The organism is Devosia sp. P3_B2 (genome assembly GCF_056402875.1).
This window is the reverse complement of sequence record NZ_JBFUGO010000010.1, coordinates 218737-232922: the sequence shown is the minus strand read 5'-3', so window position 1 is coordinate 232922 and position 14186 is coordinate 218737. Positions and strand designations below refer to the sequence as shown.

Genomic DNA, 14186 nt, shown 5'->3' with positions numbered 1-14186 from the left:
CGCTTGTCCGGCCCCGAAATCCGCCTGCCTCAGAGACAAGAGATGAGTGAAATGCACCGCTATCGCACCCATACCTGCGCCGCCCTTCGTCAGGGTGACGTGGGCAATAATGTGCGGCTTTCGGGCTGGGTGCATCGCGTCCGCGACCACGGTGGGCTGCTGTTCATCGACCTGCGCGACCATTACGGCCTGACCCAGCTGGTCGTGGATCCGGATTCGCCGGCGTTCAAGGACGCCGAGCGCGTACGCTCGGAATGGGTGATCCGCGTCGATGGCGAAGTGAAGCAGCGCACGCCCGAGACGGTGAACGGCAAGCAGCCGACCGGCCAGGTCGAAGTGTTCATCCGCGAGCTCGAAGTGCTGGGCGAGGCGACCGAGCTGCCGCTGCCGGTGTTCGCCGAGCCGGACTATCCCGAAGACATCCGGCTCAAGTACCGCTTCCTTGACCTGCGCCGCGAAACGCTGCACGCCAACATCGTCAAGCGCACCAAGGTGATCTCGTCAATGCGCCGGCGCATGGGCGATATCGGCTTTGCCGAATACTCGACCCCGATCCTCACCGCGTCGTCGCCGGAAGGGGCGCGCGACTTCCTGGTGCCGAGCCGCATCCATCCGGGCAAGTTCTTCGCCCTGCCGCAGGCGCCGCAGCAATATAAGCAGCTGCTGATGGTGGCCGGGTTCGATCGCTATTTCCAGATCGCGCCGTGCTTCCGCGACGAAGACCCGCGCGCCGACCGTCTGCCGGGCGAGTTCTACCAGCTCGACCTCGAGATGAGCTTCGTCACCCAGGAAGAGATCTGGGACACCATGCAGCCTGTCATCACCGGGCTGTTCGAGGAGTTCGCCGACGGGAAGCCCGTGACCAAGGAATGGCCGCGCATCCCGTATGACACGGCGGTGCGGACGTACGGCTCGGACAAGCCGGACCTGCGCAACCCGATCGAGATGCAGGAAGTCACCGAGCACTTCCGCGGCTCGGGCTTCGGCGTGTTCGCCAACCAGATCGCCAGTGACGACAAGGTCGAGGTCTGGGCCATTCCGGCCAAGACCGGCGGCAGCCGCGCCTTCTGCGATCGTATGAACGCCTGGGCGCAGTCGCAGGGCCAGCCGGGCCTCGGCTACATCTTCTTCAAGGACGGCGCGGGCTCGGGCCCTGTGGCCAAGAACATCGGCGAAGAGCGCACGGCGGCGATCCGCACCCAGCTCGGTCTCGCCGACGGCGACGCCGTGTTCTTCGTGCTTGGCCGGCCGGACAAGATGTACAAGTTCGCCGGCGAGGCGCGGGTGAAGGTCGGTCTCGATCTCAACCTGACGCAGCTCGACCAGTTCAAGCTGTGCTGGATCGTCGACTTCCCGTTCTACGAGTGGAGCGAGGAAGAAAAGCGCGTCGACTTCGCGCATAACCCCTTCTCGATGCCGCAGGGCGGGATCGAGGCGCTGAACTCGCAGGACCCGCTGACCATCAAGGCATACCAGTACGACGCGGTGTGCAACGGCTTCGAGATCGCGTCCGGCTCGATCCGTAACCAGCTGCCCGAGACCATGGTCAAGGCGTTCGAGCTGACCGGCAAGTCCCGCACCGAGGTCGAGGAGCAGTTCGGCGGCCTCTACCGCGCCTTCCAGTACGGCGCCCCGCCGCATGGTGGCGCAGCGTTCGGCATCGACCGCATCGTCATGCTGATCTGCGGCGCGCAGAACCTGCGCGAGATCACGCTGTTCCCGATGAACCAGCAGGCCGAAGACCTGCTGATGGGCGCCCCGAGCCCGGCCGAGCCCAAGCAGCTGCGCGAGCTGCACGTGCGGGTGATCGCGGACGCGAAGTAGCCGGCGGCGAATTGGGTATTTCAAAGGGCGCCTTCGGGCGCCCTTTTCGTTTGCGTCCCATTCCGGCACGCCGACGCAATCAGCGTTAACACTCTCTTAAAGTCCGCCCGCTAGGCATTTGTTGCCTATCTCCGTTGGGGGCGGATTCGCTCGGTGAAGTCCAAGTATTCCCATGCGCTGATGCTGCTCGCGGCCATTGCTGCGTTTCTGCCGGTCATGGCGGTGGATTTCGTGCTCGATTCCTACGTGCGGGTGCGCGAGCGGGCGCTGCTGCAGCAATCGGTCGACGCAGTGGCGGGGAGGGTACAGGCGACCGCCTACGACACCATCGCCTCGCTGCGCCGCATCCTCGCGGAAAGCCCATCGCTCTGCACGCCGAGCTTCATCGCCAATGTGCACCGGCAGATGGAGCAGAGCCTGTATCTCAAGCAGGTGCTGGTCGAGAACGCGGACGGCGTCCAGTACTGCGACGCGCTCGGCAAGGACGTGAAGTACTCGCCGCTGTCCCGGCCGCTGTCGGTGCCCAACCAGACCGAGACCATCGAGGTGGCGAAGTATGCCGACCTGCGGATGCCCGTGCTGAAGATCACCCAAGCCTTCGGGACGGCGCGCCGCGTCTCGGCGTTCGCGCCGATCCTCGCGGCGGAGCCGGACAGCCTGCTGAACGGACTGAAGCCCACGTCGATGGTCCGTGTCTCGCTGACCGACGGGGCCGAGATCGTGACCGTCGGCGACCCCAAGGCCTACGACAGCCGGGGCGAGATCGAGTTCGTCACAGCCGAGAGCTTTGCCGGTGAGTTGCCGATCCGCGTGACGGCCGCAGTCCCGTTCGCCATGGTGCGGGCCGACTACGGCGATCTCGACGCCAGCTTCACGGTGGTGGCGGCGCTGATGTGCGGGGCGTTCCTGATCCTCGCGCTGCAATATGTGCGGCGCTCAGACCTGCCCGCCTTCGACCTTGAGCGGGCGATCGCGGCGGGCGAGTTGAAGCCCTACTACCAGCCGGTGATCAACCTCAGGACCGGCGCGCTGGCCGGGTGCGAGGTGCTGTGCCGGTGGGAGAAGAAGAACGGCGAGGTGGTGCCGCCTGGGGCCTTTATCGAATATGCCGAACTCACCGGCCTGGCCCTGCCGATGACGGTGAGCCTGATGCAGCAGGTGAAGGCCGATCTTGGCGGCATCTGTCGCGACATGCCGGACATCAAGATCTCGATCAACCTCTTCGAGGGGCACTTCCGCGACGGCAATGTCGTCGACGACGTGCATACGATCTTTGCCAACTCTTCGATCAATTTCCGCCAACTGGTGTTCGAAATCACCGAGCGCAAGCCGCTCGAGAAGATGGCCCAGGCGCAGAGCGTCATCGCCGGGCTGCACGCGCTGGGCTGCCGGCTGGCTATGGACGATGCCGGCACCGGGCACTCCAACCTCGCCTACCTGCAGACGCTGGGCGTCGACGTGGTGAAGATCGACCGGGTATTCGTCGACATGATCAAGGCGGACGGGCCGGCCGTGCCGGTGCTGGACGGCCTTATCTCGATGGCGCGCGACCTTGGCACCGAGATTGTCGCCGAGGGTGTCGAGACGGAAGCGCAGGCGCTCTACCTGCGGGCGCGCGGCGTGGTGCATGCGCAGGGGTACCTGTTTGCGCCGGCGCTGAAGGCCGGCGCGTTCCGTGATCTGGCGCGGGCGCTGAATGCACCGGTGGCGTTGCCGGGGCTGGCGCAGGTGAGCGCGGCGTAGCCGAAGAGCCGGTGCGAGCCGCCCCCCACAGCCAGCAGCCAGGGAAACACCCCGGACAGTTTCCTCTGCGCACCGCCTTTTCATCGCCCTCGATTAGTGGCACTCCACTCTGAGTTTCCGGAGGGTTTCGATGTCTGCCGACGTGACCGAACAGAAGAAGGCGCTGCGCGAGGCTGCGCTGCATTTTCACGAGTTTCCGAAGCCCGGAAAGCTGGAGATTCAGGCGACCAAGCCGCTCGGCAACCAGCGCGACCTGTCGCTGGCCTATTCGCCCGGCGTTGCAGCGCCCTGCGAGGAGATTGCGGCCGATCCGGAGGCGGTGACCAGGTACACGTCGCGCGGCAACCTCGTGGCGGTGATTTCGAACGGCACGGCCGTGCTCGGGCTGGGCAATATCGGGGCATTGGCCTCGAAACCGGTGATGGAGGGCAAGGCGGTCCTCTTCAAGAAGTTCGCCGGCATCGATGTGTTCGACATCGAGATCGACGAGACCGACCCGCAGAAGTTCATTGAGGTGGTGCGGCCCCTGGAGCCGACTTTCGGCGGCATCAACCTCGAAGACATCAAGGCGCCGGAGTGCTTCGCCATCGAGGAAGCGCTGCGCGAGCGGATGAAGATCCCGGTGTTCCACGACGACCAGCACGGCACGGCGATCATCGTCGGCGCGGCGGTGCTGAACGGGTTGGAGCTTAGTGGCAAGAAGATCGAGGACGTGAAGATCTGCACGTCCGGGGCAGGGGCGGCAGCAATCGCCTGCCTCAACATCCTGGTCGCCCTGGGAGCAAAACTCGAGAACATCTGGGTGGCCGACAAAGATGGGCTGCTGACCGACAAGCGCGACGACGTCAACGACAAGTGGCGCGGGCGGTTCTGCCGCCAGTCGAATGCGACGGCGCTGGCCGAGGTGATCGATGGAGCCGATATCTTCCTCGGGCTGTCGGCGGCCGGGGCGCTGAAGCCCGAGATGCTGGCGAAGATGGGGCCGAGCCCGCTGATCCTGGCACTGGCCAATCCGAACCCGGAAATCATGCCGGAGGTGGCCAAGGAAATCCGCCCCGACGCCATGGTCTGCACCGGGCGCTCGGACTATCCCAACCAGGTCAACAACGTTCTCTGCTTCCCCTTTATCTTCCGCGGCGCGCTCGATGTCGGCGCAACGACGATCAACGAGGAAATGAAGCTGGCGGCGGCGCAGGCCATCGCGAAGCTGGCACATGATCCCGGCCTCGAGGTGTCGCCATCCGGGCAGCCGGCGGTGTTCGGGCCCGAGCACATCATTCCCAACCCGTTCGACCAGCGGCTGATCCTCCGCATCGCGCCGGCGGTGGCGCGGGCAGCGATGGCGTCGGGGGTGGCCAAGCGCCCGATTACCGATTTCCAAGCCTATCACGACAGCCTCAACCGCTTCGTGTTCCGTTCGGGGCTGGTGATGAAGCCGGTGATCGACCGGGTGGTGGGGCAGGCCAAGCGCGTCGCCTTCGCCGATGGCGAGGATGAGCGGGTGCTGCGCGCCGCGCAGGTGATGATCGAGGACCGCATGGCGCAGCCGATCCTCATCGGCCGCCCGCAGGTGATAGAGAGCCGGCTACAGCGCTTCGGGCTGACCATCAAGCCGGGCCGCGACTTCGAGGTGGTGAACCCCGAGGACGACCCGCGCTACCGCGACTATGTCGAACTTTTCCACTCGCTGGTCGGCCGCAACGGCGTGACGCCGGATATCGCTCGCACCATCGTCCGCACCAACACCACGGTGATCGCGGCGCTGTCGGTGAAGCGCGGCGAGGCCGATGCCATGCTCTGCGGTTTCCAAGGCCGCTTCATCAAGCATGTGCGCGACATCCGCTCGATCATCGGGCTGCAGGAGGGCGTGAAGGACGTCTCGGCCCTCTCCATGCTGATCATGCCGCGCGGCGTGTTCTTCCTTGCTGACACCTACGTCAATGTCGACCCGACGCCCGATGAGCTGGTGGCGATCGCGCTGCAGGCCCGCGACCATCTCAAGCGCTTCAATATCGAAGCCAAGGCCGCGCTGCTGAGCTACTCGAACTTCGGCTCGCGCGACGGCGATACGGCCTACAAGATGCGCGAGACCTACCAGAAGCTGAAGGCGGTGGCGCCCGAGATGATCCTCGAGGGCGAGATGCAGGGCGACTTGGCGCTCAACGAGGAGTTGCGGAGCCGCTATATCCCCGACTCAATGCTGGGTGGCGAAGCGAACCTCCTGCTGTTCCCCAACCTCGACAGCGCCAACCTGTCGATGACGCTGCTCAAGGAAATGAACAACGCACTGGCCGTCGGCCCGATCCTGATGGGACCGCGAGCGCCGGCCCACATCCTTGCCCCCTCGACCACCAGCCGCGGAATCGTCAATATGACGGCAATTGCCGCCAGCGAAGCGGTTGCATTGGGGGAGAAGGTTTAGTGATCAGACATACTGTCGTCTTCAATTTGAAGCACGCACATGGCTCGCTGATGGAGAAGGCCTTCCTCCGCGACGCCTTGGTGCTGAAAGAGATCCCGGGCGTCAAGAAATTCGAGCAGCTGCGACAGATCTCGAAGAAGAACGACTACGAGTTCGGCTTCTCGATGGAGTTCGCCGACCAGGCCGCATACGACGTCTACAACGCGCACCCCAAGCACGAGAAGTTCGTCAAGGAACGCTGGGAGCGCGAGGTGGAGCGGTTCCTGGAGATTGATTACGTGCCGGTGTGACGGCGGCAAATCAAGGCATGTCGATTTTGAGCGGGGCGGAGCGACTACTCCGGACTGACGCGCGAAATGAGGAAACATGACATGCGCTACGCTTGCCTCGTCTACTTTGACCCCACTACGGCTTTCAACGGTTCAGCCGACAGCAACGCCGTGCTGCAGGAGGCGGAGATGAACCGCCAGAGCCTGCTCGCCGACGGCATAGCCGCCGAAGCGCTGACCCTGCCCAGCGAGGCCATCACGGTCCGGGTGCGCGGTGGCAACATGTCGACCACCGATGGCCCGTTCATGGAAACCAAGGAAGTGCTCGGGGGCTTCGTGCTGATCGAAGCGGACGACATCCACGCGGCGATCCGGATCGCGGCCACCAATCCGATGGCGAAGATCGGTTCGGTCGAAGTGCGGCCGTTGGTGGATTTCAGCAAGCCGCGGCCGGTGGTTTAGGGGTGCACTTAGGGAAGTTTCAGCCAGCATGATCCTCACCGAGCCCCGCGACCCTCGATTGGTCACCGTTCGCCGCGGCGGCTCGCTGAGTGATGCCGACCATCACCTCCTCGCACTGTGGGCCGCCACGTGCGCGGAGCATGTGCTGCATCTCTTCGAAGAAGCCGCACCAAGCGATGATCGTCCGCGACGCGCGATCGAGCAGACCCACGCATGGGTTCGTGGCGAGATACCAATGCGGGAGGCCCACAAGACTGCGTTTGTCGCCAATGCCGCGGCCAGGGAGCTGTCCGGCGCAGCGAAGTTCGCGGCTCTCGCGGCTGGGCAGGCGGTGGCGGTGGCGCATGTGGCGGCGCACGAACTCGGTGCGGCCGCCTACGCGATCAGGGCGGCACAAGCCGCTGCGGCAGAGGATGAGCGCGAGGCGGCCGGTCGCCGGGAATGCCAGTGGCAGCGGGAACAGCTCCCTGACGCGATCCGCGAACTCGTGCTCGATGACCAGTGGCTGCGCAATCACGCCTGCTGGAATGTGTTCAGCTAATCGCTACTGGAACGCCGTCTCCGCAAAGCTCCTGAGCTTCCGTGAGTGCAGCCGCTCCGGCGGCTGGTCGCGGAGAATCTCCATCGCACGAAGCCCGATCTGGAAGTGCCGGTTCACCTGCGTCCGGTAGAAGTCCGACGCCATGCCCGGCAGCTTCAGTTCACCGTGCAGCGGCTTGTCGCTGACGCATAGCAGTGTGCCGTAGGGGACGCGGAAGCGGAAGCCGTTGGCGGCGATGGTGGCAGATTCCATGTCGAGGGCGACGGCGCGGGACTGGCTGAGCTGGCGGGTGATCTCGGCCTGGTCGCGCAGCTCCCAGTTGCGGTTGTCGAAGGTGGCAACGGTGCCGGTGCGCATGATGCGCTTGGTCTCGATGCCCTCGAGATGAGTGATCTCGGCGACGGCCTGCTCGAGTGCAACCTGCACTTCCGCTAGCGCCGGGATGGGCACGGTGACCGGCAGGTCGGCGTCGAGCACATGGTCTTCGCGGAGGTAGGCATGGGCGAGAACGTAGTCGCCCAGCTCCTGCGAGTTGCGGAGGCCGGCGCAGTGGCCGAGCATGATCCAGGCGTGCGGGCGGAGCACCGCGATGTGGTCGGTCGCGGTCTTGGCGTTGCTCGGGCCGACGCCGATGTTGACGATGGTGATGCCGCGGTTGCGCGGCAGGGTCAGGTGCAGCGCGGGCATCTGCGGGGTACGGGTGGCGCGCTGGCCGGTGGTGCCGCCGCCGAGGCGCTCGTTGCGGGTGGTGAAGCCGCCCGGTTCGACGAAGCTCTCGTATTCGGGGTGGCCTTCTTCCATGTAGCGCTGCGCCACGCGGGCGAACTCATCCATGTAGAAGCCATAGTTCGTGAAGATCACGAAGTTCTGGAAATGATCCGCCTCGGTGCCGGTGTAGTGGCTGAGCCGCTGCAGCGAATAGTCGACGCGCGGCGCGGTGAAATGGGCCAGCGGGTAGGGGCCGCCGGGCGGCGGCACGAAGGTGCCGTTGGCGATCTCGTCGTCGGTATCCTGCAGGTCCGGCACATCGAACAGGTCGCGCAGCGGGATCGGCAGGGCGTTGATCGCCTCGCCGTCAATCCGCTCGGTCGAGGGAATGGCAAAATGCAGCGGGATGCGGGTGGCGGACTCACCGACCTCGATGGCGCCGCCGTGGTTGCGCAGGATCACCTCGAACTGCTCGATCAGATAGTTCTTGAACAGGTCCGGCGCCGTGATCGTGGTGCGGTAGATCCCCGGCGTGTGGAGATAACCATAGGGCAGGGTGCTATCGGTCTTGCCGTAGCTGCGCGACGTGACCTGCACCTCCGGGTAGAAGGCGCGCACCCGGCCCTTGGGAACGCGGCCGCGCGTCAGCCCGAGCAGCTGTTCGCGGATGAAGCCGGTATTGCGGTGATAAATCTCGGAAACGTAGGCCCAGGCGGCGTGCGGGTCGGTGAAGGCCTTTTGCGCCAGCGCCTCGGGAGTGATGGTGTCCATGTTCTTCTCGTTGGCAAGGCGGTGCGCGGCACCGCTTTGCAGCCCATCCTTAGGGTCTTCCGGCCGGTTCGGCAATCGCCGCACCTTACCGGCTGTTCATGTACTTCACCTTCCAGTGAAGGCACTTTTCATGCCGCAAAGGGCACCCATCTTTAAAGGGAGTTCACTGGACTACTGCAAACGACCCATGCACCGGTGAACCAGCGAGGAGTTGCCTGCCGCTGCCCCCAAGCCCTCAACAGTGCGGCCGGCGCTTCTCAGGGCCACGAAACCAGAAATGGTTTCGTGGCCCTCTTATTTTGTGCCGATGACGCCCCGATGTCAGTCGATCCGGCGCGCCGTGATCTGCATCGGCCGCTCATTCTTCACCGACGGCGTATAGGTGCAACGCAGCGTCTGCAGCACCGGCAGGTCCGGCACGATGATCCGGGCGAGGAAGGCCGGCAGCAGGCCACCGCCTCGGCAGACCATGCTATCGGCGCTCCAGGCTACGCCATTGCCGCACGAGGTGCGCTTGAGCTGGATGTTGATGTCCCGGCCGCGCGCATTCCAGGTGAGGCGCCCATCGCAACGCACGCCACCACCGCGCACCGAGTAGGTACCGCGCTGCTCGAGGCAGAAGCTCATGCGATATGGGCCATAGAGGCGCTGCTGCACGTTGTAGCAGCCGGTAAACAAGGCACCACCAGGCACATCGGGCACGATGACCCGGGTGCTCATGTCCTGCGCGTAAGTCGGGCTGATGACAGTCAGAATGATCATGAGGCCGGCCAGCAGACCGGCAAAGTATCGAACGACGCTCATAAGGGTTCTCCCAATGCGCTGCCGGCTCTCGGCAGCGTCCGCAATGGTGAGGCTAACACCTTGAAACAGGTGGCAATATGACTGACCTTTCCACATTGCATCAATGCTTACCGAATGGTTCGCCGCCACTGCGTATACTGCTCTTGCCATGCCAACGGGTGGTGCCTCGGCTCGCCCTCCGGCCGTCAAATCCACTTCCGATGCGAGTGGCGGCGGGCTAAGGTCCGGCCGAAGATTGAGAGGGAAGATGCGGCTGAGAATACCGGTTCTTATGGTCCTGCTGGCATCCGGCGCCGTTCCTGCCGGGGCGGCGGAGCTTGCCGATTCGGTTTTCCAGGTCACCTTCCGCTACGCCGGCACCGACGAGGTGCTCAACGACACCGTGGTGCCATTGCTGCCCGGCAATGCCTGCTACAACTGGTATGTGAAACTCGGCGAGGGGCCGGCGCCGGCCAGTGCGACTGAAACGCTGAGCCTGCCCGTGGCGCTCGCCGATTGGGGCACGCTGGCCACCGATCCCGACGACGGCATCGATATCTCGGCCGATGGCAAGGTGGCGACCCGGATGTTCACGCCCGAACTCGACGAGGAGGGCTGGTTCAGCCACAGCTGGTGCGTCGCCGCCGGCGACCCCGTCGGAGCCCATTCCATCGCCATTGCCGTCGACGGCAAGCCGCTCGTTACCTATGACTTCCAGGTGGTCCTGCCCGAGGACTATTACTGGCCGACAATCATCCAGCCGACGCCGCGCGAACGCTCCGTCGATCACAGCTGGTAGGACCTACCCGCCTTACGACCAACCCCCGAGGACTATCGATGTCGCTTTCCATGTACGCGGTCACCGTGCCGGTGTTCACGCGCTATCTCAACAATCTCGACGCCATGCTGGTGAAGGCCGAGGCCAACGCGGCCGAGCGCAAGATCAAGCCGGAAGTGCTGGTGGCATCGCGGCTGGCGCCGGACATGCATCCGTTGGCCTTCCAGGTGCAGTCGAGCACCGATCGCGTCAAGTTCGCGCTGTCGCGCCTGACCGGAAAGGCGGCGCCGAGCTGGGAAGACAATGAGGTGACGCTGGCCGACCTGCGCGCCCGGGTGAAGAAGGGCCTCGACTTCGTGGCAAGCTTCTCGGAGGCCGACTTGGCCGGCGCCGAGAACAAGACGCTGACACTCAAGGTGCGCGGCGAGGATACGCAGGTGCCGGCGATCGAGCACATCACGCTCAATGCGGTGCCGCAGATCTTCTTCCACATCACTGCCGCCTACGCGATCCTGCGCCACAACGGCGTGCCGCTCGGCAAGCGTGACTATACCGGCGCCTGAGCCACCCGATGACGAACCGATCCGGCCGCCAAGGCGGCTGGATCAGGAATAGCGCTCTTCCTTCCAGGGATCGGCGTGGTTGTGATAGCCGCGGACCTCCCAGAAGCCGCGGTGGTCGCGCTGCGCGAACTCGATCCGCCGCAGCCATTTCGGGCTCTTCCAGAAGTAGAGGTGCGGCACCACCAGCCGCACCGGGCCGCCATGGTCGCGGGTCAGTGGCTCATTTTCCCAGGTGTGGGCGATGAGCGCATCCTCCGAGGCGAAATCCTCGATGGCCATGTTGGTGGTGTAGCCGTCGTTCGAGGTGAAGAGCACGAAACGCGCCTCGGGCTTCACCCCCACGGCGTCCATCAGTTGATGCGTGGTGACGCCCTTCCAGTGGTTGTCGTAGCGCGACCAGCTGGTGACGCAGTGGATATCGTTGAGCTTTTCGGCCTGTGGCTGCTGCATCAGGTCGTCGAACGACCAGGTCTGCGAGTGCTCGACCTCGCCGGCAATATCGAGGCGCCAGACCTCCTTGGGGACGTTCGGGGTCTGGCCGAGATCGAGGATCGGCCAGTTCTTCACCAGATGCTGCCCCGGCGGCAGCCGGGCATCCTCGGGCCGCGTCTGCTGACCGGTCAGGAACTTGCCGAGCTCGGCCCAGCGCGACTTGGTCTTGGTAAGCTTGCTGTCTTCGGGCAGGTCGTCATCGCTGGACATAAGTGGCCTCGCTGGCTTGGTGCGGGAGAGCTTCGCCGACCGGCGAGGCAAGTCAATGGACATTCCTGCTGTTCTCGTCGGCGCCGGGTGCATGTCCAATTTAGCCCGCCGCGACCATTGTGAGGGTCGGCGATGGTCCCCATGTGTTCCGCATCGTTCAACATTGGAGACTGAAGATGCTGAACCCTGAAGATCGCCGCGCCATCGAGGGCCTGTTCGACCGGCTCGCCGATGTGGAGCGCAAGAACCCCGAGCGCGATCCTGAAGCGCAGGATCTGATCGATCGCGAAATTGTGAGGCAGCCGGGCGCGCCGTACTACATGGCGCAGACCATCCTCGTGCAGCAGCACGCGCTGGAGGTGGCTGAGCGTCGTATCCAGGAACTGGAGCGCGAGACCGAGGAGCGTGGTCGCGGTGGGCTGTTTGGCGGCCTCTTCGACGATGGCCGCGGCCGGCAGAACCGCTATGAGGATCGCCAGCAGGTCCAACGCAACCGCGGACCGTGGGATCGTGCGGACGACCCGCCGCCGGCGGGCTATCAGCGCGGGCAGATGGGGCAGGGCGGCGGCTTCCTGGCCGGCGCGGCGCAGACGGCGCTCGGCGTTGCTGGCGGTGTTCTGCTCGGCAGTGCCATTGGCTCGCTGCTCGGCGCCGGTGGGGCGCACGCCTCCGAGGCGCCTGCCAACGACCAGCCCAATGACACCGACAACCAGCAGGACCAAGGGCAGGATTCCGGCCAGGATCAGGCCGCGGATAACGGCGGCGGCGATGACGGCGGCTGGGGCGACGGCGGTGGTGGCGACGGCGGCGGTTTCGACATGGGTGGGGATTTCTGACGCAGCCCTAAAGGGTTGCGGCAACGAGGAATCGTTGGGCATGATCGCGACCGATGGCAGAGCATGATCCCGAAATCGACCTGAAGCACGTGGACAAGGCCGAGGGCGCCGACAGGCTCTCGGCCATTTTGACGGCGATCGCCGAAGCGGAGGACAAGGACCGGATATCGGTCGGCGACCTGCTGGAGGCGCTCAAGCGGCGGGCGTTGGGCGCCCTGATCTTCATCTTCTCCGTGCCGACGGCCCTGCCGATGCCGCCGGGCGTCTCCGCGGTGCTGGGTGCGCCGCTGCTGTTCCTAACCGTGCAGCTGATGCTGGGGATGAAGCCCTGGCTTCCCAAGCTCATCACCGACCGGTCGCTCAGCCGGGTGGATTTCCGCCGTGTGGTGACCACCGTGGCGCCGTGGCTGGCGCGGGCCGAAAACATCATGCGGCCCCGGCTGACTTTCCTCGCCACGCGCCCGGCGGTCTATCTCGTCGGGCTGGTCAGCGCGGTGATGGCGATCATCCTGTTCCTGCCAATTCCCTTGGGCAACATGCTGCCCTCGGTGGCGCTCTGCATCATGGCATTGGGGATCCTGGAACGGGACGGCGTCTGGATCCTGATCGGCTTCCTCGTGGCGATCGCCTCGGCAGTGCTCGTCTGGGGCGTGTTCTGGGCCATCATCTTCGGCAGCGTGTTCGTGCTGACGAATTGGTTCGGCCTGAGCCTCTAGCCTACCAGTAGGCGAGCGCCGAGAACGGGTCGTTGGTGAAGGTGCCGGCCTTGCGCTTCTCGTAAAAGTTGTTCCCGCCGGCCTCGAGCACGTAGAACATGTTGTTGTACGAGAACCGGTAGCCCGCCGTGTGGAAGTGCTTCACATCGCGCGACAGCGTCGGGTGGCGGGCGCCACGCAGTACTCCGTCGGCGACGCTATAGGCCAAGGCCGCCGAGCGCTTCTCGGTCATCCGCTTCGACAGCACGCCTGGCGCGAACTGGTTCTTCTGCCCGACCACGCCGCACACCGAATGCGGATAGCGCTTGTCGGCCACGCGGTTCATCACCACGGTGCCGACCGCCAGCATGCCGTCCTCGCTGGAACGGTTGGATTCGAAGTACATCGCTCGCGCCAGGCAATCGCGCGAGGAGAGACCGCCGAGTGAGAAGGTGGCGCAACCGGCGACGAGGCTCAACAGCATCGGCGCCGCGAACAGCAGCTTGAGTGACCCTGCCAACGATGACTCCAGAACGCAAACACAACTAAGGAGCCGGGCTGACGCTGCCCGTGCTCCCTAGAATGCACACTCCGAAGTTAAGAGTGCGTTGAGGATGTCAGTGCCGGCGGCGATTGCCCGATGCCATCACCAGGCTGACGAGGCAGGCGACGCCAACGAGCGCCGCCATGGTTGGCGCAGGATCACGGCGCACGGCCTTGCCCGCCTTCCATGCCTGTTTGCCCAGTACTCGCGCCGCGATGGCACCCTGGTGCAATGCCTCATCGGCGACATCATGCGCCAGGTGGCCGACTTCATGCCGGGCGTCGGCGCTGTAGCGGCGCAGGGCCTCGGAAAGGTGTCCGGCATCGCGCGCCAGGCTCGAGAACTGCCGGCCGAAGCGGTCTTGGGCGTCATTGGAGAAATGGGACAGGTCGAAACCGCGCGAATGGGCCATAGCCAAGTGCTCCTCAATGGGTCTGAGGGCTAACGCGGCTGCGGGTTTCGGGGTTCCTGAAACTGGTCGAGGGCAGGTCCACCGGCCGGTGGAAACGTCCTGCCCTCTACTTAAGCCCGATAAAATTGACCCT

The 14186-nt window shown here is 64.9% G+C and carries 14 protein-coding genes and 1 pseudogene; 10 read left to right on the top strand and 5 right to left on the bottom strand.

The genetic code is table 11. The annotated features are described in order from the left end of the window. The first annotated feature begins 51 nt into the window (after positions 1-51). The 6 genes from aspS (at position 52) to AC1DV8_RS16125 (ending at position 7261) form a co-directional block, all read left to right on the top strand. Positions 52-1824: an aspartate--tRNA ligase gene (gene aspS, locus AC1DV8_RS16150; protein ID WP_477158242.1), complete on the top strand. Its 1773-nt coding sequence runs from the start codon at positions 52-54 to the stop codon at positions 1822-1824. Between the two features lie 153 nt (positions 1825-1977). Continuing rightward, positions 1978-3567, top strand: coding sequence for an EAL domain-containing protein (locus tag AC1DV8_RS16145; RefSeq protein WP_477149184.1), 1590 nt, complete (start codon positions 1978-1980; stop codon positions 3565-3567). A gap of 130 nt (positions 3568-3697) precedes the next feature. After that, positions 3698-5989 (top strand): NADP-dependent malic enzyme, encoded by a 2292-nt coding sequence (locus tag AC1DV8_RS16140; protein ID WP_477158154.1) that lies wholly within the window; start codon positions 3698-3700, stop codon positions 5987-5989. Continuing rightward, a complete protein-coding gene (locus AC1DV8_RS16135) occupies positions 5989-6279 on the top strand; it encodes a Dabb family protein (RefSeq protein ID WP_477149186.1) in 291 nt (96 codons plus the stop codon). The genes AC1DV8_RS16140 and AC1DV8_RS16135 overlap by 1 nt, the downstream gene beginning before the upstream one ends. Before the next feature lie 81 nt (positions 6280-6360). Then, complete coding sequence (locus tag AC1DV8_RS16130; protein ID WP_477149187.1) at positions 6361-6720, top strand: YciI family protein; 360 nt, start codon at positions 6361-6363, stop codon at positions 6718-6720. Positions 6721-6748: 28 nt separating this feature from the next. After that, complete coding sequence (locus tag AC1DV8_RS16125) at positions 6749-7261, top strand: putative immunity protein (RefSeq protein ID WP_477158153.1); 513 nt, start codon at positions 6749-6751, stop codon at positions 7259-7261. Positions 7262-7264: 3 nt separating this feature from the next. On the opposite strand, the gene AC1DV8_RS16120 is transcribed toward AC1DV8_RS16125, so the two are convergent. Beyond that, complete coding sequence (locus AC1DV8_RS16120) at positions 7265-8740, bottom strand: AMP nucleosidase (RefSeq protein WP_477158152.1); 1476 nt, start codon at positions 8738-8740, stop codon at positions 7265-7267. A 321-nt stretch (positions 8741-9061) separates the two neighbouring features. Further along, on the bottom strand, positions 9062-9544 hold the full coding sequence (locus AC1DV8_RS16115; RefSeq protein ID WP_477158151.1) for a hypothetical protein: 483 nt from the start codon (positions 9542-9544) through the stop codon (positions 9062-9064). Between the two features lie 271 nt (positions 9545-9815). Here AC1DV8_RS16115 and AC1DV8_RS16110 point away from each other — a divergent pair, with 271 nt between their 5' ends. Both AC1DV8_RS16110 and AC1DV8_RS16105 read left to right on the top strand, forming a co-directional pair. Then, complete coding sequence (locus AC1DV8_RS16110) at positions 9816-10322, top strand: hypothetical protein (protein ID WP_477158150.1); 507 nt, start codon at positions 9816-9818, stop codon at positions 10320-10322. A gap of 38 nt (positions 10323-10360) precedes the next feature. After that, the gene (locus AC1DV8_RS16105; RefSeq protein WP_477149192.1) at positions 10361-10864 is read left to right on the top strand and encodes a DUF1993 domain-containing protein; all 504 of its coding nucleotides are present in this window, start codon (positions 10361-10363) and stop codon (positions 10862-10864) included. Between the two features lie 42 nt (positions 10865-10906). On the opposite strand, the gene AC1DV8_RS16100 is transcribed toward AC1DV8_RS16105, so the two are convergent. Beyond that, positions 10907-11566, bottom strand: a complete 660-nt coding sequence (locus tag AC1DV8_RS16100; protein ID WP_477158149.1) for a sulfite oxidase-like oxidoreductase — start codon at positions 11564-11566, stop codon at positions 10907-10909. 176 nt (positions 11567-11742) lie between these two features. Between AC1DV8_RS16100 and AC1DV8_RS16095 the strand changes: the two genes are divergently transcribed. Beyond that, on the top strand, positions 11743-12402 hold the full coding sequence (locus AC1DV8_RS16095; RefSeq protein ID WP_477158148.1) for a DUF2076 domain-containing protein: 660 nt from the start codon (positions 11743-11745) through the stop codon (positions 12400-12402). A 53-nt stretch (positions 12403-12455) separates the two neighbouring features. Next, positions 12456-13118 (top strand): exopolysaccharide biosynthesis protein, encoded by a 663-nt coding sequence (locus AC1DV8_RS16090; protein ID WP_477158147.1) that lies wholly within the window; start codon positions 12456-12458, stop codon positions 13116-13118. Positions 13119-13170: 52 nt separating this feature from the next. Here AC1DV8_RS16090 and AC1DV8_RS16085 read toward each other — a convergent pair. Both AC1DV8_RS16085 and AC1DV8_RS16080 read right to left on the bottom strand, forming a co-directional pair. Continuing rightward, a pseudogene (locus AC1DV8_RS16085) lies at positions 13171-13581 on the bottom strand (cell wall hydrolase); the annotation flags it as partial. A gap of 133 nt (positions 13582-13714) precedes the next feature. Continuing rightward, complete coding sequence (locus tag AC1DV8_RS16080; RefSeq protein ID WP_477149196.1) at positions 13715-14053, bottom strand: hypothetical protein; 339 nt, start codon at positions 14051-14053, stop codon at positions 13715-13717. Positions 14054-14186: the final 133 nt, after the last annotated feature.